The sequence below is a fragment of the Qingshengfaniella alkalisoli genome, from assembly GCF_007855645.1.
Classification (GTDB): Bacteria; Pseudomonadota; Alphaproteobacteria; order Rhodobacterales; family Rhodobacteraceae; genus Qingshengfaniella; species Qingshengfaniella alkalisoli.
Map to the genome: position 1 here is coordinate 1,143,157 of NZ_CP042261.1, position 19,177 is coordinate 1,162,333.

The following is a 19,177-nucleotide window of genomic DNA, read 5'->3' on the forward strand; positions in this document are numbered from 1 at the left end:
CTCCTACTGTAATTGCGCGGAGTGTGCGTTGGCCTACCCGTTGCGCCAAGCCAGACGCCACGTCAATCTTTCAGAATTTCCTCAAGCCTTTTGGCTTCGTCCGCGTCAAGCGGTGATTCGTCCGTCCGCGCGGATCGGTGCCGGCGCTGATAGGATACTGCCAGTGCCAGCGCGCAGATCAGCAGGACGGGTCCAGCGAGCCACAGGATCAGGTTGGCTCCATCCGTTTGCGGGCGTAGCAGAACATATTCGCCGTAGCGATCCACCACGAAGTCCACGACCTCGTCATTGGTATCGCCCTCGACAAGACGCTCACGTACCAGAAGACGCAGGTCGCGCGCCAACCCGGCATTCGACTCGTCGATATTTTCGTTCCGGCAAACCAGACAGCGCAGCTCTTGTGAAATGTCCCGCGCCCGATCTTCCAGCGCCGGATCACTCAGCACCTCGTCGGGCTGCACCGCATAGGCCGGCGCGGCAAGCACGCAGAACAGAACCGCCAGCGCAGTGCGCAGCCGCATCATGTTGTAACACCTTGTGCGGGTTTCACCTGTTTCTTCACGGCGCTCGCACCAACGCGGAAACGCCTGTCGGTCAGGCTCAGCACACCGCCAAGCGCCATGATGATTGCCCCCGCCCAGATCCAGTTCGCAAATGGCTTGATATAGGTCCGAACGGCCCAACCACCATTGGCCTGCGGATCACCGATCACCAGGTAGATATCACGCAATACACCATTACTGATAGCGGCTTCCGTCGTAGGCATCTGCGCCACGGGATAGAAGCGTTTCTCAGGCGTCAGCCGGGCTACCGGCCGGTCCCCACGATAGACGGTCATCGTCGCCAGAGTGGTCTGGTAGTTCGGGCCCCGAAGCTCCTCGACAGTGTCCAGCGAAATCTCGAACCCGGCCACTTCGAACCGATCCCCGATCTGAGCGACCCTAATGTCTTCCGTTTGCCACGCCGTCATCGCCGCAATGCCCAGGATTGTGACGCCCAGCCCCGCGTGCGCTGTTGCCTTGCCCCACTCCGCGCGTGGCAGGTTGCCAAGCCTGCGCAGTCGCGTGGACCAGTCACCACGACCAGCACGCAGTAGCAAATCCGTCAACGCCCCGCAGATCAGCCACGAAGCGAAGAAGAATCCGATGGGGGCAAGTGCGGATCGACCAGTCTGTAGCGCGTAAACCAACGCACCCACCGCGAAGGCCAATAGAAGCGGCACGCGCAACTGGCGCATTGCCTTGGACAGCTTCGCGCGCTTCCAGGGCAGCACAGATCCCAGCGGCAGAATTATTGCGATCCCGATCATGAAAGGGGTGAAAGCTGCATTGAAGAAGGGCGGACCGACCGACAGCTTGCGGTCAAAGGCAAGCTCCGCGATCAGCGGCCATATCGTGCCTATGAAGACTACGAAGCAGGACACGACCAGCAGGATATTGTTCGCGATCAACGCGCTTTCGCGGCTGACGGCCCCAAACACCGCATTCGTCTTCATCACATGCGCCCGTGCCGCGAAAAGCGTCAGCGCACCGCCCACGAAGAAGGCCAGGATCAGCAGGATGAACATGCCCCGCTCCGGGTCGTTCGCAAACGCATGAACGGATGTCAGCACGCCCGAACGCACGATGAACGTCCCGATCAACGAGAACCCGAACGCCATGATCGCCAGAAGGATCGTCCAGCTTTTCAGCGCCTCGCGCTTTTCAACGACGATCGCGGAATGCAGCAGCGCCGCCGAAATCAACCACGGCATGAAGCTCGCGTTTTCCACCGGGTCCCAGAACCAGAACCCACCCCAGCCAAGCTCATAATAGGCCCACCAGCTTCCCAAGGCGATCCCGACGGACAAGAACATCCACGCAGCCAATGTCCACGGTCGCACCCATCGACCCCACGCCGCGTCCACCTTGCCTTCCAGAAGTGCGGCCACGGCAAAGCTGAAGGTCAGCGACAGGCCGACATAGCCCAGATACAGGAATGGCGGGTGAAATGCCAAACCGGGGTCCTGCAGCAGCGGGTTCAGATCCTGCCCGTCCATCGGCGGCACGGCAAGCCGCAGGAACGGGTTTGACGTGAAGAGGATGAATGCGAAGAACGCAACGCCCACCCAGGCCTGAACAGCCAGGACCCGCGCTTGCAAAGTCGCGGGAAGATTGCCACCGAACCAATGCGCCATCGCCCCGAACAGCGCGAGGATCAGCACCCATAGCAGCATCGAGCCTTCATGATTCCCCCATACGCCAGAAACCTTGTAAATCATCGGCTTCAAACTGTGGGAGTTGTCCACAACCAGCTTCAGCGAGAAATCCGACACTACGAAGGAATAGGTCAATGCCGCGAAGCTGAAGGCACAGAAAAGAAACTGCGTCGTGGCGGCAGGTCCAGCTACCGCCATCCAGCTTTGCCAGCCCTTATGTGCCCCGATCAGGGGTATGATGGCCTGCACCACAGCCACCATCGCGGCGAGGATCAGGGCGAAATGTCCGAACTCTGCTATCATGGCGATGTTATACGATCTGCGCGGTGAAGCTCCAAGGACAAGCCGACATGCGAGACGTCAGGACGCACCATCGGATTTGGGGGGCTCATACACGCCCTGCTCCTTCAACGCGTCGATGACCTCTTTCGGCATGTAGGTTTCGTCATGTTTTGCCAATATTTCAGTAGCTTCAAAAACATTATTTATGTATTTTCCGGTTCCCACCATCCCTTCACCTTCGCCGAACAGGTCGGGCAAAACGCCGGTGTAGCGGACATCCACGGACGCAGCGCCATCGGTCACTCGGAAGATAATTGTTTCGCCCTGGCCCCGGACCAGACTGCCATCTTCGACCAACCCACCGATGCGGAAGGTTTCATTCGGGGGTGGTGGCGCATCAACCACCTGCGAGGGGCTGCGGAAAAAATTGATCCCGTCGCGCATTGCATACCCTACCAGCCCTGTCGCCAAGGCCAGCGACACCGCCGCGATGGCGATGATCTGAATGCGCCTACGCTTCTTGAGCCCCTTCATGCTTTACGGGAACACCGGCGCGAGCATCAGCCCCGCGGTTTCCTCGTGCCCCAGCATGAGATTCGCATTCTGCAGCGCCTGACCAGACGAACCTTTTGTCAGATTGTCTAACGCGCAAACAACGATCGCGCGGCCTTCGCGACGATCAGCCACGACCCCGAGATGCACGAAGTTCGATCCACGTACATGCCGTGTGGACGGGACTTCACCGAAGGGTAAAATGACAACGAACGGCTCCGATCCGTAGGCTTTTGCGAACGCATCATGAATGGCTTGCGCGTCACCTTTCACGTAAACAGTCGCCAGGATTCCGCGGTTGGCGGGCAGCAGGTGGGGTGTGAATTGCACTTTGACCGGCCGGCCGGCGATCTTGGAAAATTCCTGATCAAACTCGCCCAGATGCCGGTGCACGCCTCCGACAGCATAGGGATGGCTGCCCTCGGACAACTCGGCATGCAGGAAACCTTCCTTCAACGACCGACCCGCACCGGAGACGCCGGTTTTCAGGTCGATGATGATTTCATCCAGATCAATCAAGCCTGCTTCGATCAGCGGACGCAAAGCATATTGTCCGGTCGCCGCGTTACATCCAGTGCCGGCCACAAGCCGTGCGTCACGGATTTCGTCGCGGTAGAACTCGGTCATTCCGTAGACCGCTTCTTCTTGAAGTTCAGGTGCGGAATGGGGTTTGCCATACCACTTCTCATAGGCGTCGAGGTCGCGCAGACGAAAATCAGCGGACAGGTCAACTACTCTAACATGCTGCGGCAACGTACTGATAACACTCTGTGAAGTGGCATGCGGCAACGCACAGAACACCAAATCAACTGTCGAGAAGTCAATCTCGTCGATTTTCACGAGATCGGGCAAATCAAGATGGCGCAGATGCGGAAAGACCTGCCCCATCGACATGCCCGCTTTCCGATCTGCGGAGAGCGCGGTGATCTTCATGTTTGGATGCGTGGCGATCAGGCGCACCAATTCGGCTCCAGTGTAGCCGCTTGCACCCAGAATCGCGATCTTATGTATCATCCTTCGTCAGTCCTTCATCGTGTTCTTCTGCATATGTAATCTGGTTTACGCGCTTGCAAACTGGATACGTCGTCGCAGGAACTTCGTGGCCTGGTCGGATACAGAGGACGGCCTTCCTGTGGTCAGGAATGCGCTACTCTGGCCTTCTCCCGTCATGCCGGGATGTCGCTTCAGGTAGTCGGCCAGACTGTCGGCCACCAGACGCGCCTGTGAAAAAACCTGCACATCAGACCCAAGCGCATCCTGAAAGGTCTGCTCCAGCAGCGGGTAATGGGTGCAGCCAAGGATCGCCGCTTCGGGCTTTGGCATCCGACGCTTGAGGGCTTCAACATGGCTGCGTACCAAGGCTTCGGCCAGAATTTCGTCACCGTCTTCGATGGCATCGACAACACCGCCGCAGGGCTGTGCCTCCACATCCACACCTACCGCACGGAAAGCAAGTTCACGCTGGAAGGCCCGACTGGCGACAGTTGCCGGGGTAGCAAATAACGCGACATGCTTCACGGCTACTTCGCGTGGGGGTGAATTGTCTCCCCATTGCCGTTCGGTAAGCGCTTCGATCAGCGGCACAAAAACGCCCAGCACACGTTTATCGGGCGGAATCCATGTTTCCTGCATACGACGCAGGGCTGCGGCGGATGCGGTATTGCACGCAAGGATCACCAGATCACAACCCGCATCCCACAAACGCGTCACGCCCTTTGCGGTCAAGTCATAGATGTCGTCGGCATCGCGCACACCGTAAGGCGCGTTCGCGTTGTCGCCATAATAGACCAAGGGAAGGCCGGGCAACCGCCTGGCCACCGCGTTAAGGACAGTCAGCCCGCCCAATCCTGAATCAAATATGCCGACAGCCATCAGTGTTTATACCGCTTCTCGAATTCGAATCCGTTCCCAAGTGTCCCCAAGGGAACCGGTGACAAGCGATAGGTCTCTTGGCGCAGGAAGTCCATCATGCCGCGGGGGTTGCTTGCGAAAACATCGAGCTGCGCAGTCGGAATAGGCTTGCCGATGACCACATCCACCGGCTTTCTCGCTTGGGTCCGGAACTCGCTGATCAAAAGCCCCATACGCAACGTGCAGTGCAAATGGCTGGCCAGTTGGAAGATGCGAGAGTTGTGGCCATCAAAAAAGACGGGAACCGCCTGCGCGCCGGAGCGCGACACCATCTTGGCGGTGAATGTCCGCCAAGCAGGGTCCATCGGCCGCAAAAACGGCTTGGCCGATGTCGACACGGTACCGCCCGGAAACACACCGATCGCGCCGCCCTGCCCCAAAAACTCTAGTGCAGTGCTGCGTGTCTGAAGGTTCATGCGCGTTGCTTCGCGGGTTTCGTCGAACGACACAGGCAAAATGATACGGTTGATATCTTCTGCCTTGCGAAAGATCTGATGTGCAAGGATGCGGTATTCATCGCGCACCGAACTGAGAATATGCCCCATCAGCAACCCATCCAGAATACCGAACGGGTGGTTTGCCATCACGACCAGCGGCCCTTCGCGCGGAATGTTGTCCAACGTGCCGCCGACTACCCGCAGGTTCACATTGTAGCGATCAAGCATAACACGCCAGAAATCACGGCCAGCCGCGACTTCCTCATCATAGCCATTGGCGCGCCGGACAAGCCGCAGACGACCGCTGGCGTTTTCCATCGCGCGAATCACGGCACGTCCACTCCGGCTTCGCGCCGAATGTGCATAACTGATTTCACGGGCAATTTCGTGTCTTTGAGCCATGGACGCGTCACGATCTGATAAAGCTGATCCGAGATATCACTTTCGCACCACGAACAACACTCCCTCGAACGCAAGGTCCTTACGCGAGCGGCCGGCGGTGTGCATAAATATCGCTCTCATCCTGCGTCGATTTGCCCGCCGGAAACGAAAGGCTTTCCAGATCAAGGGCATCCGTTGCACAATAATCAGACGATCCGGCAAAAACGCCGAAATAACAATGACGAGGGCAGGTATTTCGTTTGCCTTACGCGGCGCGATACGCCAAAAGCCCCGCTTTGGCTCAGGGACGGAAGCGATATGGACTGGGATAAACTACGTATTTTCCACGCGGTAGCAGATGCCGGCAGCCTCACCCATGCAGGCGAGACACTGCATCTGTCGCAATCAGCCGTCAGCAGACAGATCCGCGCGTTGGAAACCAGCCTGAACACCACGCTGTTCCACCGCCATGCCCGCGGACTGATCCTGACCGAGCAGGGCGAGCTTCTGTTCGACACGACCAGTTCCATGATCAAGCGGCTGGAGGCAACGGCCGCGCGCATCCGCGACAGCGAGGAAGAGGTCTATGGCGAATTGCGCGTCACGACAGCCACCGGATTCGGATCGCTATGGCTGGCTCCGCGTCTGACGTCGCTCTACGACAAGTATCCGGATCTCAAAATCGATCTGATGCTGGAAGAGCGCGTGCTTGACCTGCCCATGCGAGAGGCCGATGTAGCCATCCGTATGAAAGAGCCAAGCCAGGCCGATCTGATCCGCCGCAAGCTGATGACGATCAACATGCGGCTATTCGCAACGCCCCAATATCTTGAAAAGCATGGTCGGCCGGTCCGCATGTCCGATATCAGCGACCATCGCCTGATCTGCCAAAGCCCAAGCAGCGCGCAGGTCGCCGCTGGTGCTCAACTTGTGCAAACACTGCTCTCCGAACAAATTCCGTCGATGCTGACCGTCAACAACTATTTCGGCGTACTGCAAGCGACTGTGAGCCATCTGGGGATAGGGGTTCTGCCGGACTACGTAACAGAGATGTATCCGGACCTTCAGACGATCCTGCCGGAACTGGACAGCGCCGATGTGCCCGTCTACCTCGCCTACCCCGAGGAGCTGCGCCATTCAAAACGGATAGAGATTTTCCGCGACTTCGTGACCGAACAGATTGCTGAAAAGCGCCGCCGCGATCAGGCGCGCTGACCCGCACGCAGGCCAATGCACACAGCGCATAGCTGGTATGACGGCAAAAAAGCGATGCAAGGCTTGTGCCAAGCCAAGGCCAGCACTAAATGACGTCTCGAAGCAAGAAGCATCGCTTCTACTTCTACCTCCCTGTTGGACTTAGGCCGAGCTTGTCTCGGCCTTTTTTTTGGCCTTTCGGCAGGTTTTGTTGTTTTGCCTGTTTTTTGTGCGCGTTGCCGACCCGCATGTACGCATTGCGAGCAGAACTGGCAGCCCGAAACGTCACTGCCGCACCTTTACATTCGTGTTATCTTCGCACTTTCACCCAAGCGCGCACTGCCCTATTAGGGCGCTGAACTCCAGTGCAAGGGTAGTCCAGATGCAGGAACCGGAAATCACCGACGATCTCATTGCGGCACACGGATTGAAACCCGACGAGTATCAAAGGATTCTGGATATCATCGGGCGGACACCGAGTTTCACTGAACTTGGCATCTTTTCTGCCATGTGGAACGAGCACTGTTCCTACAAGTCCTCCAAGAAATGGCTTCGCACCCTGCCCACTGACGGTCCGCAAGTGATTTGTGGACCCGGTGAAAATGCCGGTGTGGTCGATATCGGCGACGGTCAAGCAGTGGTTTTCAAGATGGAAAGCCACAACCACCCCAGCTACATCGAGCCATATCAGGGTGCGGCAACTGGCGTAGGCGGTATTCTGCGGGACGTCTTCACCATGGGCGCACGCCCCATCGCGTCGATGAACTCGCTGTCTTTTGGCGCGACCGACCACCCCAAGACACGGCAGCTTGTGCATGGCGTCGTCGAAGGTATCGGCGGCTATGGCAACTGTTTCGGAGTTCCGACCGTCGGCGGCGAGGTCCGGTTCCACCCCGCCTACAACGGCAACTGCCTTGTGAATGCGTTTGCGGCTGGTCTCGCGGATGCGGACAAGATTTTCTATTCGGCCGCATCCGGTGTGGGCATGCCTGTTGTCTATCTGGGCGCCAAGACCGGACGTGACGGCGTCGGCGGTGCGACCATGGCATCTGCCGAGTTCGACGATACCATCGAGGAAAAACGCCCCACGGTGCAAGTCGGCGACCCCTTCACCGAGAAACGCCTGATGGAGGCCTGCCTGGAACTGATGCAGACGGGTGCGGTGATTTCCATTCAGGACATGGGCGCGGCAGGCCTTACCTGTTCCGCCGTAGAAATGGGTGACAAGGGCAATCTCGGCGTGCGGCTCTGGCTGGACAAGGTGCCGGTGCGCGAAGATGCAATGACGGCGTACGAGATGATGCTGTCGGAAAGTCAGGAGCGGATGCTCATGGTTCTGCGCCCTGAAAAGGAAGACGAAGCCAAGGCGGTTTTCGACAAGTGGGACCTCGATTTCGCGATTGTCGGCGAAACCATCGCCGAAGACCGGTTCATCATCGAACTGCACGGCGACGTAAAAGCAGACCTGCCCCTTAAGGCGCTGTCGGGTACAGCACCCGAATATGACCGGCCTTGGGTTCCGACACCTGCCGCCGAAGACCTGGAAATGGTGCCGGAAATCGACCCCATCGACGGTCTGAAATCGCTGTTGGCCAGCCCGAACTACGCGGCGAAACAGTGGGTCTATGAACAATACGACCACATGGTGATGGCTGATACCGTTCGTGCACCGGGCATTGGCGCGGGCATCGTGCGGGTCCATGGCACAGATAAAGCTTTGGCCTTCACATCGGACGTGACGCCCCGCTACGTGCGCGCCAACCCGACCGAGGGTGGCAAGCAGGCCGTGGCAGAGGCCTATCGCAATTTGTCCGCTGTCGGTGCGACACCGCTGGCAACAACCGACAACCTGAATTTCGGCAATCCCGAGAAGCCCGAGATCATGGGCCAGTTCGTCGGCGCCATCAAGGGGATTGGCGAGGCCTGCTCCGCGCTCGACATGCCCATCGTGTCCGGCAATGTCAGCCTGTACAATGAAACGGACGGCGAGCCGATCCTGCCGACCCCGACCATAGGCGCTGTCGGCCTGCTGGCGTCACTTGACGACCTGATCGCGGGTGCACCAGAAGACGGCGATATGCTGCTGTTACTAGGTGGCCCCGGCACGCATTTGGGGCAATCGGCGCTTCTGGCCGAAGCGTTCAACCGCGAAGATGGCGACGCGCCCCATGTCGATCTGGAGCGTGAAAGACGCAACGGTGAATTTCTACGCGACAACCGCAGATGGATCACGGCGGCGACAGATCTGGCGGATGGAGGACTTGCAATCGCCGCGTTCGAGATGGCAGAGGCCGCTGGCGTCGGCGTGACCATCGACGAAGGCGACACAGCCGCGTTCTTCGGTGAAGATCAGGGACGCTACCTGATCGCATGCTCCTTCGATTCGGCCGAAGCGCTGATGATCGCTGCAGGTCAGGCCGGGGTAGAGATTGCGCATGTGGGCCGTTTCGGGGGCGACACCGTCAAATTTGCCGGTTCGGAGGCCACGCTGGACGAACTGCGCACGCTATTCCGCAGCAGCTTTGCTGACGCCATCGCCTGATCTGATACCCCGCCACTTGCAGCGCGGGGTGGCTGGCTCTAGATTCTATCCGTAAAGACAAAGGATACCTCTCGATGCCTATGCAAGCCGAGGAAATCGAAGTTCTGTTGAAAGAGAGCTTCCCGGATGCCCGCATAACGATCACCGATCTTGCCGGGGACGGAAACCACTACGCCGCCGAGATCATTGACGAAAGCTTTCGAGGTCAGAACCGCGTGCAGCAGCAACGCGCTGTATATGCCGCGCTGAAGGGCAAGATGGACGGCAATCACGGTGACTTGCACGCACTGGCGCTGACGACCAAAGCGCCCGACTGATTCACTAATTCAGGAAGGACAATTCCATGAACGCAGAAACCCAGATCAAGGACACGATCACCGCACATGACGTGGTGCTGTTCATGAAGGGAACGAAATCCATGCCCCAATGCGGCTTTTCCAGCCGTGTTGCCGGTGTGCTGAACTATATGGGCGTCGAGTACCAGGACGTGAACGTTCTGGAAGACGACGCCATCCGTCAGGGGATCAAAGATTTCTCCGACTGGCCGACGATCCCGCAACTATACGTCAAAGGCGAATTTGTCGGCGGCTGCGATATCATCACCGAGATGACCCTGTCAGGTGAATTGGATCAACTGTTTGCGGATAGCGCCATCACGTTTGACAAGGACGCCGCCAATAAGATCCGCGAAGCCAACGGCTGACACGCAAAGAAAGTATTAACGTGAAAAACGCGCCGCAAAGTGGCGCGTTTTCGGTCAACCGGCCAATGAATGCGGGTATGTTTGCGCCGACGCAAAAGACTTAACACCCCTACTCCAGAAATCAGCAGCGGCAGTCCAGCGGGCACAGGAACCCTAGGCAACTCAGCTAGAGCAACTACATCGTTCGGTCTACTGACGGCGTAAGTCCAGTTTTGTCGAAGAAGCCAAATCCCACTTCAGTCCCCTTCGAAACACCCCTACTCTGCGCTGGAGCAACTTCCCCAACGGCCCGCCCCGGAACCTTCTGCCGCGCGTAGCGAGAGTTTTCCGGCTTCTTCTCCGCTCCCCAACGTTGGGCCGCCGGGATCTGGAGCTTTCCAGCTGTCTCACGATGACGAGCTGGTGACGCCATCGGGATAATGCATGTCAATCGGAACGTTGTATCCGATCGCGCTGTGGGGTCGGTCTTCGTTGTAGTGTCTACGCCAATCTTCCAGCTTTTCGCGGGCGTCTGCAAGGCTCATGAACCAGTGTGCGTTCAGGCACTCTGGGGCCTTTCACGCGTTCGACGCACATTTCGTTTCCCTCACTCTACCACGGGACCGGATTGCCACTGCGTCGGTTAAAAGAGTTTGAAATGCGGCCCTTGTTAAAACGGGGCATTTTCCTATATTTCATCGAAATCCCCCATCGCTTTGGATGACTCGTGCCATGACGCCGCCGCTTAATTCGCTTGGCTTTGCCAAATCTCCCGCCGACACCCGTGTCGTCGTCGCCATGTCTGGCGGCGTGGACAGCTCAGTCGTGGCCGCGCAATTGGCTGAGGAAGGCTATGACGTGGTGGGCGTAACCTTGCAACTCTACGATCACGGTGCAGCACTCGCCAAGAAAGGCGCGTGCTGCGCGGGACGCGACATCCATGACGCGCGCCGCGTGGCCGAGGAAATGGGTTTTCCGCACTATGTGCTCGATTACGAGAACATGTTCCGCGAAGCCGTGATCGATGAGTTTGCCGACAGCTATCTCGCAGGCGCCACACCCGTTCCATGTATCCGCTGTAATGAACGTGTCAAATTCCGCGACCTACTGGAAACGGCGAAGGATCTGGAAGCTGACTGCATGGCGACAGGACATTACATTCAACGCAAAACGGGCCCCACCGGGCCAGAACTTCACGCGGCCGCCGATGCCACGCGCGACCAAAGCTATTTCCTGTTCTCCACGACGGCAGAACAACTGTCCTATCTGCGTTTCCCTTTGGGGCATCTGCATTCCAAGGACGAGACCCGCAAGCTGGCCGCGCGTTACGGCCTGCCCGTCGCGGACAAGCCCGATAGCCAGGATATCTGCTTCGTCCCGAACGGCAATTACGCCAGCGTCATCGAAAAACTGCGTCCCGGCGCGGCTGATCCAGGCGAGATCGTCGATATGGATGGGAATGTTCTGGGCGAGCATCGTGGAGTAATCCACTACACCATCGGGCAGCGTCGCGGGCTTGGTATCGGCGGGCTGGCTGATCCTCTTTATGTGGTCAAGCTGGACCCGGATAGCCGCCGCGTGGTCGTCGGGCCGAAGGAAGCCTTGTCCACGCGCACCGTTCCCGTGCGCGAAATCAACTGGCTTGGCGATGGCAACCTGATGTCGCGCGACAGTTGGGAGGTCGAGGTCAAGGTACGCTCCACCCGTCCGCCCCGCCCTGCGATTATCCATCCCATCAGTGCCACGGAAGCAGAAGTGGAACTGGTAACGGCCGAAGAAGGTGTCAGCCCTGGTCAAGCTTGCGTCTTCTACATGCCCGATTCCAGCCGAGTGCTAGGTGGTGGCTGGATTTGGCGCGGGCATTAAAACCGCCTTCTTGCATTCATGCAATTTTTGCATTGGCAGTCGCGATAAACGCTATATGATCGCGACATGCAGAGAACACGCAAGAAAACACGCCCCGGTCAGACAGATATTGCAAACGCGCTCGGCGTGTCCGTCAGCACCGTCTCAAGAGCACTCGCTGACTCCCCTGCGATCAACGATGATATCAAGCGGCAGGTTTACGAAGTCGCACTGAAAATCGGCTATCCGGTCAAGGCGCACACCGTCGTCGAAAGACTCGATCAGATCGTCGTGCTGACCTCCGTCGCGGGCTTTAACGACACCCGGTCCTCAATCTATTACGGTCTACTCGAAGGCATCAAGACCGCCGCGACGCGATCCGGGACAGTTGTATCCACTTCCATCACGCAGTCGCGCACGCCACTGCCGGCCGACCTGCGCAACAAGTTGGGGCCAAAAACAGGCTGCGTGTTTCTTGGCATTACCCCGTCACCGGACGTCGCGCAGTATCTGCATGATCAGAGAATTCCTGCCTTGGTGTGCAATGGTGTAGATGAAGAACTTTTGATCGATTCCATATCACCCGCGAACTATAGCGGGGGTCGCCTGATGGCGCGCTACTTGATGGATAAGGGGCATAGAAAGTTTCTATATTTCGGCGGCGTACATCGCACGACATTGCGCCGTCGTGCGAGCGGGTTTCGACAATATGTCGAAAAAGAATCCGGGATGGACGGCGCCGAGATCGTCGCGACATATGAACAGCGTGGCCCACTATCAGATGATCTGTTGACTGATTTCACCGATTGGCTGGAACGCAATCGTGGCGACGCGACTGCGCTTTTTTGTTACAATGATGGTGCCGCCGCATGGGCGATCGAGGCCGCAAAAATTCTGGGCATCTCCGTTCCTGATGATCTGTCCATTGCCGGATTCGACGATATGCCCATCGCAGACCTGACCACGCCGGGCCTAACGACCTACAGGATCGACTGGCAGCAGATTGGCCTGCAATGCGTGGCGCTTTTGACCGCCCGTATGGAAAATCCCGAGTCGCCGACTCAGTACCTTCAGGTCGGCGGAACTTTCGTTGAACGCGCGAGTGTTATCACGGCATAACCTACCATTCGGTAACTTTTTTGTCTTCTGCAAGTTTTGCTTGTTGCAATTTATGTCTCATCCATTCTAACTGAGTGCAGTTTTAATACGAGGTCAGGGAATCGTGACAAAGATTGCAATCCTAATGCCGGAGAGCACCTATCAACGCCAGATCACGCCCGCGCATCTGCGTGACCTCGAAGCTATCGCAGATGATACGGTTCGCCATTTTTCCGATATCGAGTCTTTGCAAATCGATCCTGAAATGGCGCAGGCGGAAGTTGTCATCACCGGCTGGGGCAGTTCGCGCTTCTCTGCTGCTTGCCTTGACCGGCTGCCAAATCTGCGCCTGATTGCTCATGGTGCAGGAACGCTGCGCTTTCTTATAGACCCTGTTTTGCTGGAACATGGCATCCGCGTCACTAGCAGCGCCGCCGCGAACGCCATTCCGGTCGCTGAATTCACGTTGTCTTGGATTTTGCGCTGGAACAAGATGCTGCCCTTCTGGGAAACCGCTTACAAGCAATCTCCCGACAGTTTCCCGCTGCGCGGCAACAACAAGTTCGCCCATATCGGCAACATCAACAAGACAATCGGAATCATCGGCGCTTCCAAGGTTGGCCGACACCTTCTGCAACTTTTGCAAAGCTTCGATATGGAATGCCTTCTCGCCGATCCATTCGTCTCGGCGTCTGACATCGCCAAGCTCGGCGCAAGCAAGGTCGAACTGTCCGAGCTTCTTGAACGTAGCGATATCGTTTCGCTTAACGCCCCGCTGCTGAAAGAAACCCGCGGGATGATCGGCACGGCGGAACTTGCCCGCATGAAAGATGGCGCCTTGTTGATCAACACGGCGCGCGGGCCGATGATAGATCATGACGCGTTGCTGCGCGAACTCCAATCGGAGCGTCTCAGCGCCGTTCTGGACGTGACGGACCCGGAGCCCCTGCCAGATGACTCGCCCTTCCTTGCTCTCGACAACGTATTCTTGACCCCGCATGTTGCCGGATCGCTTGGCACCGAAATCCACCGTATGACCGATAGTGTCATTTCCGAGATCAAGCTGTTTCTGGACAAGGGTGAATTGCGTCATGAGGTTCGGCTAGAGAACTGGGCTACCGCAGCATGAACCAGCGCGTCACGATATCTCCCGGTTTGTGCTCGGTCACGTTTCGCCATTTATCGCCTGACGAGATCATCGCGCTTTGCGCCGATACCGGGATCGAGGCGATTGAATGGGGCATGGACCTACATCTTCCGCCTGGAGACATTGCGCATGCCCGGAAAATTGGCCGTAGGTGCGCTGGGGCGGGAATCGCCCTGCCAACCGTCGGATCCTATGTGCGCTGCGAAGACAACAACCCGGACGAGCTGAAACCCGTGCTGGAATCGGCGAATGCAGTCGGCGCAAGGTCGGTGCGCATTTGGGCTGGCACCGCGGGCAGCGCGGAGATTTCCGCCGAGCACCGCGCCAGAACCATCGACACAATCCGCGACTATTGCGATCTAGCACAGGATGCGGGGCTGGTCTTGTCGCTGGAATACCACGGCAACACCCTCACGGATACGCTGCAATCGACGCTCGACACATTGGCGACCGTCAATCATCCCGCGCTCACCAGCTACTGGCAACCGCGCAAGGCAGGTCCGATCGAGAAAGCGATGATCGAGGTCGAGTCGCTACATGAATATCTTTCCCATATTCATTGTTTTCACTGGGAAAGTTATCAGAATCGTTATGCTCTTTCAGATGGGCGGAACTACTGGAAAACCCTGTTTACCCATCTGGCGAATATCGCGATGGCGGGTCCCGACGAAACTCGCTGGGCCTTTCTTGAATTCGTCCGCGGCGACGATCCCGATCAGTTTCGGGAAGATGCCGCAACACTGATCGCGCTGCTCGAAGAGGTCAATGTGAGTGGCTGACAGCTAAATAAGGGAGGAAGACAATGAAACGACATCTAACGAAGCTGAAGACCGGTGCGGCCCTTGCCGCGCTAATAGCGGCCAGCCCTGCACTGGCGGAATACCAGCAGGCACCGACGCTCGACGGTCAGGTTGAATCCGGTGATCTGGCCCCGGTCGCGGAACGCCTGCCATCCGAGCCGATGCAACTCGAAGCACCAGAAGTCGGCAGCTATGGCGGCACCTGGCGCAGCGCGGTCAAAGGTAACAATGACGAAGGTTGGATTCGTCGTTCGAGCGGCTATGATCCGTTGGTCAAGTACACCTTCGAATGGGACGGCATCGAGCCGAACATCGCCAAGGAATGGGAAGTCAGCGAGGACGGCCTGACCTACACCTTCCACCTGCGCGAGGGTCACAAATGGTCGGATGGGACGCCGTTCACCGCAGATGACGTGCTTTTTGCAGTCAATGACGTCATCAACAATGACGAATTTATCGGCAACCGACCTGCAGCCCTTCTGGGTGCGGTCGCAAGCGCACCCGACCCGCAAACCGTCGTGATCACCCTGTCCACACCCAACAGTCTGTTCCTTGAACATCTGGCGTCCGTGGACGGAATCCAGGTCGTTCACATGCAAAAGGCGTTCTGCTCGCAGTATCATCCGGACTACAACCCCGACGCCAACAAGCTGGCAACCGATGCCGGCCTGACCGGCTGGGGCGAAGCGATGATGAACAATTGTGGTATCAGCCGTGCCCGCAATGCTGACCGCCCGACCTTGTTCGCGTGGGACCAGCAGACCGATTATGACGGCATCAACACGCCGCTGAAATTCGTGCGCAACCCCTATTACTTCAAGGTCGATCAGGACGGGAACCAGCTTCCCTATATCGACGAGTTGAGCATGACGCAGGTCGAAGACGCGAATTCCATCGTACTGATGGGTATCGCGGGCGAGATCGATATGACCAACCGTCATATCGACAATGTCGCCAACAAGCCTGTCTTCTTCGACAACCAGGAAAAGGGCGACTATTCGCTCTATGACACGGTCCCGGCGGATATGAATTCCGCGATCATCCAGTTGAACCTGAACTATGAAGATGACGGTTTCCGCGAAGTGTTCCAGGACAAGGACTTCCGCATCGCGCTGAGCCACGGCATCGACCGCGAAGAAATCATCGACGTGGTCTATGCGGGACAGGGCGAGCCCTACCAAGCAGCACCACGCCCGGAATCGCCCTTCTACGATGAAGAACTGGCCAAGCAGTACACGGAATGGGATCCGGACACCGCCAACCAGATGCTCGATGATCTGGGCCTGACGGACACCAATGACGAAGGCATCAGGCTGCTGCCCGATGGTCGCCCGATCAGCATTCGTATCGACGTGACAACGGATATCGGCGTCTATCTGGACATCCTCGAACTCGTCGCTCTTCAGTGGGAAGAAATCGGCATCGACCTGGATGTGCGCAAAGCTGAACGGTCCTATGTCTATGAACAGAAGGACAACAACCGCCATATGGCCCATGTCTGGAAAGGCGATGGCGGACTTGGCGATGCGATGCTCGACTCGCGCTACTACGTGCCGATGAGTGGAGAGTCCGCCTTTGCTCTGCTCTGGGCACGCAACTGGTTCGATCCGAACAACGCGATCATCGAGGAGCCGCCGGCGGAAGTCGCGCAACAACTCGACCTTTACAAGAAGATGTATGAGGCAACCTCGACCGAAGAACGTGACGATCTGTTCCGCCAGATACTCGATATCACCAAGGACGAGTTCTACACCATCGGCATTTCGCTGCCTCCGAAGAGCTTCGGCATCGCATCAAACAAGCTGGGCAACGTTCCACAGGACCAGCCGATGGCATGGATCTATCCGAACCCCGGCCCGATGAACACGTCGCTGCTGTTCTTCCGCCAGTAACCTCCCGAGGGCAATCCGCGCATCCGCGCGGGTTGCCCATCAAGGACAAAACCAATGCTTCAATTTATCGCCAACCGGATCCTCACGATGATCGGCATGACGCTCGTGCTGTCCTTCGTGTGCTTCTTCATCATCCAGCTGCCACCGGGTGACGTCATCAGCGCATATGCGGCCGAACTTTCCGCCAGCGGCGACTCCTCGTCCACCGCGCAGGTGACTGAAATGCTGCGGCAACGCTATGGTCTGGATCAGCCGTTTTTCGTCCAATACCTGAAATGGCTGCGAAACCTTCTGGTCGGCGATCTGGGCTATAGCTTCAACCTCGGCAAACCCGTGGCCGAAATCATCAACAGCCGTATCGGCATCTCGCTTCTGGTCGAGATTATGGCCGTGACCGTTCTGTGGGGCATCGCCGTGCCCATCGGCATCTATTCGGCCGTGCGCCGCTATTCGGTGGGTGACATGTTCGCCACCGTCTTCGGCTTCATCGGCCTGGCTGTTCCCAATTTCCTGCTGGCCTTGCTGATCATGTACGCGGTCTTCCTGCTGACCGGCACAGCGGTCGAAGGACTGTTTTCCGCAGAATACGCCAACGCGCCCTGGTCGCTCGGTCGTATTCTCGACTTCCTCAGCCATGTGTGGATCCCCGTGCTCGTGATCGCGACCGGTGGTGCTGCGCATATCATCCGCGTGCTGCGCGCCAATCTTCTGGACGAATTGCACAAGCCCTATGTCGTCACCGCCCGCGCCAAGGGCATGAAGGAAAACCGGCTGATCATGCGTTACCCCGTCCGCGTCGCGATGATCCCGCTGGTCGCCACGGTTGGCTGGGTGCTGCCCACGGTCATCTCCAGTTCCATCGTGACGGCCATCGTTTTGAACCTTCCCACCCTGTCGCCCATTCTGCTGCGTTCGCTGCTCAGCCAGGACATGCATCTGGCCGGCGCATTGATCCTGTTCATGGGCATCCTGACACTGGTGGGTACCTTGGTCTCCGACCTGCTGCTGGCGTGGATTGACCCGCGCATCCGCACCGGAATGGCACGATAATGACGGAGGCAACAGGCATGACCCAAACCGACGCAACACCCGAATTCGAAGCTCCGACGCCACTGGTCACGCAAGGCACGGAAACGCAATTCCAGCTGATCTGGCGGGCCTTCCGCGCGCACAAGCTGGCGATGTTCAGCCTCTTCGTGCTTGGTTTTCTCTACCTGATCGCGATCTTCTGCGAATTCATCGCGCCCAACGACCCGCATGACGTGAATGCGCGCTACACCTATGCGCCGCCGCAAAGCATCCATTTCATCGACCGCGATGAAGATGGCGGCTGGGCCATTCGTCCGCATGTCTACGGCTACAAGATGGAGGTCGACCCCGTCGCCCTGCGCCGGTCCTTCGTACCGGACGAGGAAACCAAGTATTACCTGCACTGGTTCCCGAAGACACATGAAACGAAGATGTGGGGAATGTTCACCATCGACCGGCATCTGTTCGGTGTGGATGGCAGACGCGAGGTGCTGTTCCTGCTCGGCTCCGACCGCCTTGGGCGCGACCTGTTTTCGCGGCTCGTTTATGGCGCGCGCATTACCCTGTCCATCGGTCTGGCCGGTATCGCGATCAGCCTTGTTCTGGGTGTCATCATCGGCGGCATCTCCGGCTATTACGGCGGCTGGGTGGACAATGCGATCCAGCGCGTGATCGAGTTCATCCGATCCATCCCACCAATCCCGTTATGGATGGGCTTCGCTGCGGCCCTGCCCCGAGACTGGTCTGCGCTGCAGAACTACTTCGCTATTACGCTCATCCTGTCGCTTATTGGCTGGACCGAACTCGCCCGCGTGGTCCGAAGCAGGTTCCTGTCGCTGAAGGGCGAAGACTATGTCGCCGCCGCGCGTCTCGACGGAGCAAAAGACATGCGGATCATCATGCGGCATATGCTGCCCGCCTTCACAAGCCACATCATCGCGACGGCAACACTGGCTATTCCCGGCATGATCCTTGCGGAAACTTCGCTGAGCTTCCTGGGACTTGGCCTGCAATCGCCGGTGATCTCGTGGGGCGTGTTGCTGCAAGAGGCGCAGAACCTGCGCGCCTTGGCCGATGCGCCATGGTTGCTGTGGCCCGGCGTGTTCATCGTTATCACGATCCTTGCGATGAACTTCCTCGGCGATGGGCTGCGCGATGCAGCTGACCCCTACGGCTCGAACCACTGAG

The 19,177-nt window shown here is 58.0% G+C and carries 18 protein-coding genes and 1 pseudogene; 11 read left to right on the forward strand and 8 right to left on the reverse strand.

The features are described 5' to 3' along the window. Positions 1–62: 62 nt before the first annotated feature. The 6 genes from FPZ52_RS05835 to FPZ52_RS05860 are packed head-to-tail and all read right to left on the reverse strand — an operon-like array spanning position 63 to position 5,781. Complete coding sequence (locus tag FPZ52_RS05835; RefSeq protein ID WP_146364580.1) at positions 63–524, reverse strand: cytochrome c-type biogenesis protein; 462 nt, start codon at positions 522–524, stop codon at positions 63–65. Beyond that, positions 521–2,500 (reverse strand): heme lyase CcmF/NrfE family subunit, encoded by a 1,980-nt coding sequence (locus tag FPZ52_RS05840; RefSeq protein WP_146364581.1) that lies wholly within the window; start codon positions 2,498–2,500, stop codon positions 521–523. The genes FPZ52_RS05835 and FPZ52_RS05840 overlap by 4 nt, the downstream gene beginning before the upstream one ends. A gap of 57 nt (positions 2,501–2,557) precedes the next feature. Then, complete coding sequence (ccmE, locus tag FPZ52_RS05845) at positions 2,558–3,013, reverse strand: cytochrome c maturation protein CcmE (protein ID WP_146364582.1); 456 nt, start codon at positions 3,011–3,013, stop codon at positions 2,558–2,560. Between the two features lie 3 nt (positions 3,014–3,016). After that, complete coding sequence (argC, locus tag FPZ52_RS05850) at positions 3,017–4,045, reverse strand: N-acetyl-gamma-glutamyl-phosphate reductase (protein ID WP_146364583.1); 1,029 nt, start codon at positions 4,043–4,045, stop codon at positions 3,017–3,019. 45 nt (positions 4,046–4,090) lie between these two features. Beyond that, positions 4,091–4,903 carry a glutamate racemase gene (gene murI, locus FPZ52_RS05855; RefSeq protein WP_146364584.1) on the reverse strand — a complete coding sequence of 271 codons (813 nt, stop codon included), beginning with the start codon at positions 4,901–4,903 and terminating at the stop codon, positions 4,091–4,093. After that, positions 4,903–5,781 (reverse strand): lysophospholipid acyltransferase family protein, encoded by an 879-nt coding sequence (locus FPZ52_RS05860; RefSeq protein ID WP_146364585.1) that lies wholly within the window; start codon positions 5,779–5,781, stop codon positions 4,903–4,905. The genes murI and FPZ52_RS05860 overlap by 1 nt, the downstream gene beginning before the upstream one ends. A gap of 297 nt (positions 5,782–6,078) precedes the next feature. Here FPZ52_RS05860 and FPZ52_RS05865 point away from each other — a divergent pair, with 297 nt between their 5' ends. The 4 genes from FPZ52_RS05865 to grxD all read left to right on the forward strand — a co-directional run bounded on the left by FPZ52_RS05865 (position 6,079) and on the right by grxD (position 10,199). Then, on the forward strand, positions 6,079–6,975 hold the full coding sequence (locus tag FPZ52_RS05865; RefSeq protein ID WP_146364586.1) for a LysR family transcriptional regulator: 897 nt from the start codon (positions 6,079–6,081) through the stop codon (positions 6,973–6,975). A gap of 361 nt (positions 6,976–7,336) precedes the next feature. Continuing rightward, complete coding sequence (gene purL / locus FPZ52_RS05870; RefSeq protein ID WP_146364587.1) at positions 7,337–9,496, forward strand: phosphoribosylformylglycinamidine synthase subunit PurL; 2,160 nt, start codon at positions 7,337–7,339, stop codon at positions 9,494–9,496. A gap of 74 nt (positions 9,497–9,570) precedes the next feature. Further along, on the forward strand, positions 9,571–9,813 hold the full coding sequence (locus tag FPZ52_RS05875; protein WP_146364588.1) for a BolA/IbaG family iron-sulfur metabolism protein: 243 nt from the start codon (positions 9,571–9,573) through the stop codon (positions 9,811–9,813). 26 nt (positions 9,814–9,839) lie between these two features. Next, a complete protein-coding gene (gene grxD / locus FPZ52_RS05880) occupies positions 9,840–10,199 on the forward strand; it encodes a Grx4 family monothiol glutaredoxin (RefSeq protein WP_146364589.1) in 360 nt (119 codons plus the stop codon). Here the strand turns inward: grxD and FPZ52_RS19540 are convergent. Beyond that, positions 10,127–10,345, reverse strand: coding sequence for a VPLPA-CTERM sorting domain-containing protein (locus FPZ52_RS19540; protein WP_168201267.1), 219 nt, complete (start codon positions 10,343–10,345; stop codon positions 10,127–10,129). The genes grxD and FPZ52_RS19540 overlap by 73 nt on opposite strands. A gap of 240 nt (positions 10,346–10,585) precedes the next feature. After that, a pseudogene (locus FPZ52_RS05890) lies at positions 10,586–10,747 on the reverse strand (integrase core domain-containing protein); the annotation flags it as partial. Positions 10,748–10,910: 163 nt separating this feature from the next. Here FPZ52_RS05890 and mnmA point away from each other — a divergent pair. The 7 genes from mnmA (at position 10,911) to FPZ52_RS05925 (ending at position 19,176) form a co-directional block, all read left to right on the forward strand. Further along, positions 10,911–12,044 carry a tRNA 2-thiouridine(34) synthase MnmA gene (gene mnmA / locus FPZ52_RS05895; protein WP_146364590.1) on the forward strand — a complete coding sequence of 378 codons (1,134 nt, stop codon included), beginning with the start codon at positions 10,911–10,913 and terminating at the stop codon, positions 12,042–12,044. A 66-nt stretch (positions 12,045–12,110) separates the two neighbouring features. Next, positions 12,111–13,142, forward strand: a complete 1,032-nt coding sequence (locus FPZ52_RS05900; RefSeq protein ID WP_146364591.1) for a LacI family DNA-binding transcriptional regulator — start codon at positions 12,111–12,113, stop codon at positions 13,140–13,142. A 103-nt stretch (positions 13,143–13,245) separates the two neighbouring features. Next, positions 13,246–14,250, forward strand: coding sequence for a hydroxyacid dehydrogenase (locus FPZ52_RS05905; protein WP_146364592.1), 1,005 nt, complete (start codon positions 13,246–13,248; stop codon positions 14,248–14,250). After that, positions 14,247–15,047, forward strand: a complete 801-nt coding sequence (locus FPZ52_RS05910) for a sugar phosphate isomerase/epimerase family protein (protein WP_146364593.1) — start codon at positions 14,247–14,249, stop codon at positions 15,045–15,047. Before FPZ52_RS05905 ends, FPZ52_RS05910 begins: the two co-directional genes overlap by 4 nt. Before the next feature lie 23 nt (positions 15,048–15,070). Next, entirely contained in the window at positions 15,071–16,960 is a 1,890-nt protein-coding gene (locus FPZ52_RS05915; protein WP_146364594.1) for an ABC transporter substrate-binding protein, read from the forward strand. A 54-nt stretch (positions 16,961–17,014) separates the two neighbouring features. Beyond that, positions 17,015–18,010, forward strand: coding sequence for an ABC transporter permease (locus FPZ52_RS05920; protein WP_146364595.1), 996 nt, complete (start codon positions 17,015–17,017; stop codon positions 18,008–18,010). A 17-nt stretch (positions 18,011–18,027) separates the two neighbouring features. Next, positions 18,028–19,176, forward strand: coding sequence for an ABC transporter permease (locus FPZ52_RS05925; RefSeq protein ID WP_205758569.1), 1,149 nt, complete (start codon positions 18,028–18,030; stop codon positions 19,174–19,176). The last annotated feature ends 1 nt before the right edge of the window (position 19,177 follow it).

Excerpts from the sequence above, each read along its gene's own strand:
- FPZ52_RS05910 (WP_146364593.1), top strand. The coding sequence starts at position 14,247 with ATGAACCAGCGCGTCACGATATCTCCCGGTTTGTGCTCGGTCACGTTT.
- FPZ52_RS05915 (WP_146364594.1), top strand. The coding sequence starts at position 15,071 with ATGAAACGACATCTAACGAAGCTGAAGACCGGTGCGGCCCTTGCCGCG.
- mnmA (WP_146364590.1), top strand. The coding sequence starts at position 10,911 with ATGACGCCGCCGCTTAATTCGCTTGGCTTTGCCAAATCTCCCGCCGAC.
- ccmE (WP_146364582.1), bottom strand. The coding sequence starts at position 3,013 with ATGAAGGGGCTCAAGAAGCGTAGGCGCATTCAGATCATCGCCATCGCG.
- murI (WP_146364584.1), bottom strand. The coding sequence starts at position 4,903 with ATGGCTGTCGGCATATTTGATTCAGGATTGGGCGGGCTGACTGTCCTT.
- FPZ52_RS05920 (WP_146364595.1), top strand. The coding sequence starts at position 17,015 with ATGCTTCAATTTATCGCCAACCGGATCCTCACGATGATCGGCATGACG.
- FPZ52_RS05925 (WP_205758569.1), top strand. The coding sequence starts at position 18,028 with ATGACCCAAACCGACGCAACACCCGAATTCGAAGCTCCGACGCCACTG.
- argC (WP_146364583.1), bottom strand. The coding sequence starts at position 4,045 with ATGATACATAAGATCGCGATTCTGGGTGCAAGCGGCTACACTGGAGCC.
- grxD (WP_146364589.1), top strand. The coding sequence starts at position 9,840 with ATGAACGCAGAAACCCAGATCAAGGACACGATCACCGCACATGACGTG.
- purL (WP_146364587.1), top strand. The coding sequence starts at position 7,337 with ATGCAGGAACCGGAAATCACCGACGATCTCATTGCGGCACACGGATTG.
- FPZ52_RS05860 (WP_146364585.1), bottom strand. The coding sequence starts at position 5,781 with ATGGCTCAAAGACACGAAATTGCCCGTGAAATCAGTTATGCACATTCG.
- FPZ52_RS05875 (WP_146364588.1), top strand. The coding sequence starts at position 9,571 with ATGCCTATGCAAGCCGAGGAAATCGAAGTTCTGTTGAAAGAGAGCTTC.
- FPZ52_RS05835 (WP_146364580.1), bottom strand. The coding sequence starts at position 524 with ATGATGCGGCTGCGCACTGCGCTGGCGGTTCTGTTCTGCGTGCTTGCC.
- FPZ52_RS05840 (WP_146364581.1), bottom strand. The coding sequence starts at position 2,500 with ATGATAGCAGAGTTCGGACATTTCGCCCTGATCCTCGCCGCGATGGTG.
- FPZ52_RS05900 (WP_146364591.1), top strand. The coding sequence starts at position 12,111 with ATGCAGAGAACACGCAAGAAAACACGCCCCGGTCAGACAGATATTGCA.
- FPZ52_RS05865 (WP_146364586.1), top strand. The coding sequence starts at position 6,079 with ATGGACTGGGATAAACTACGTATTTTCCACGCGGTAGCAGATGCCGGC.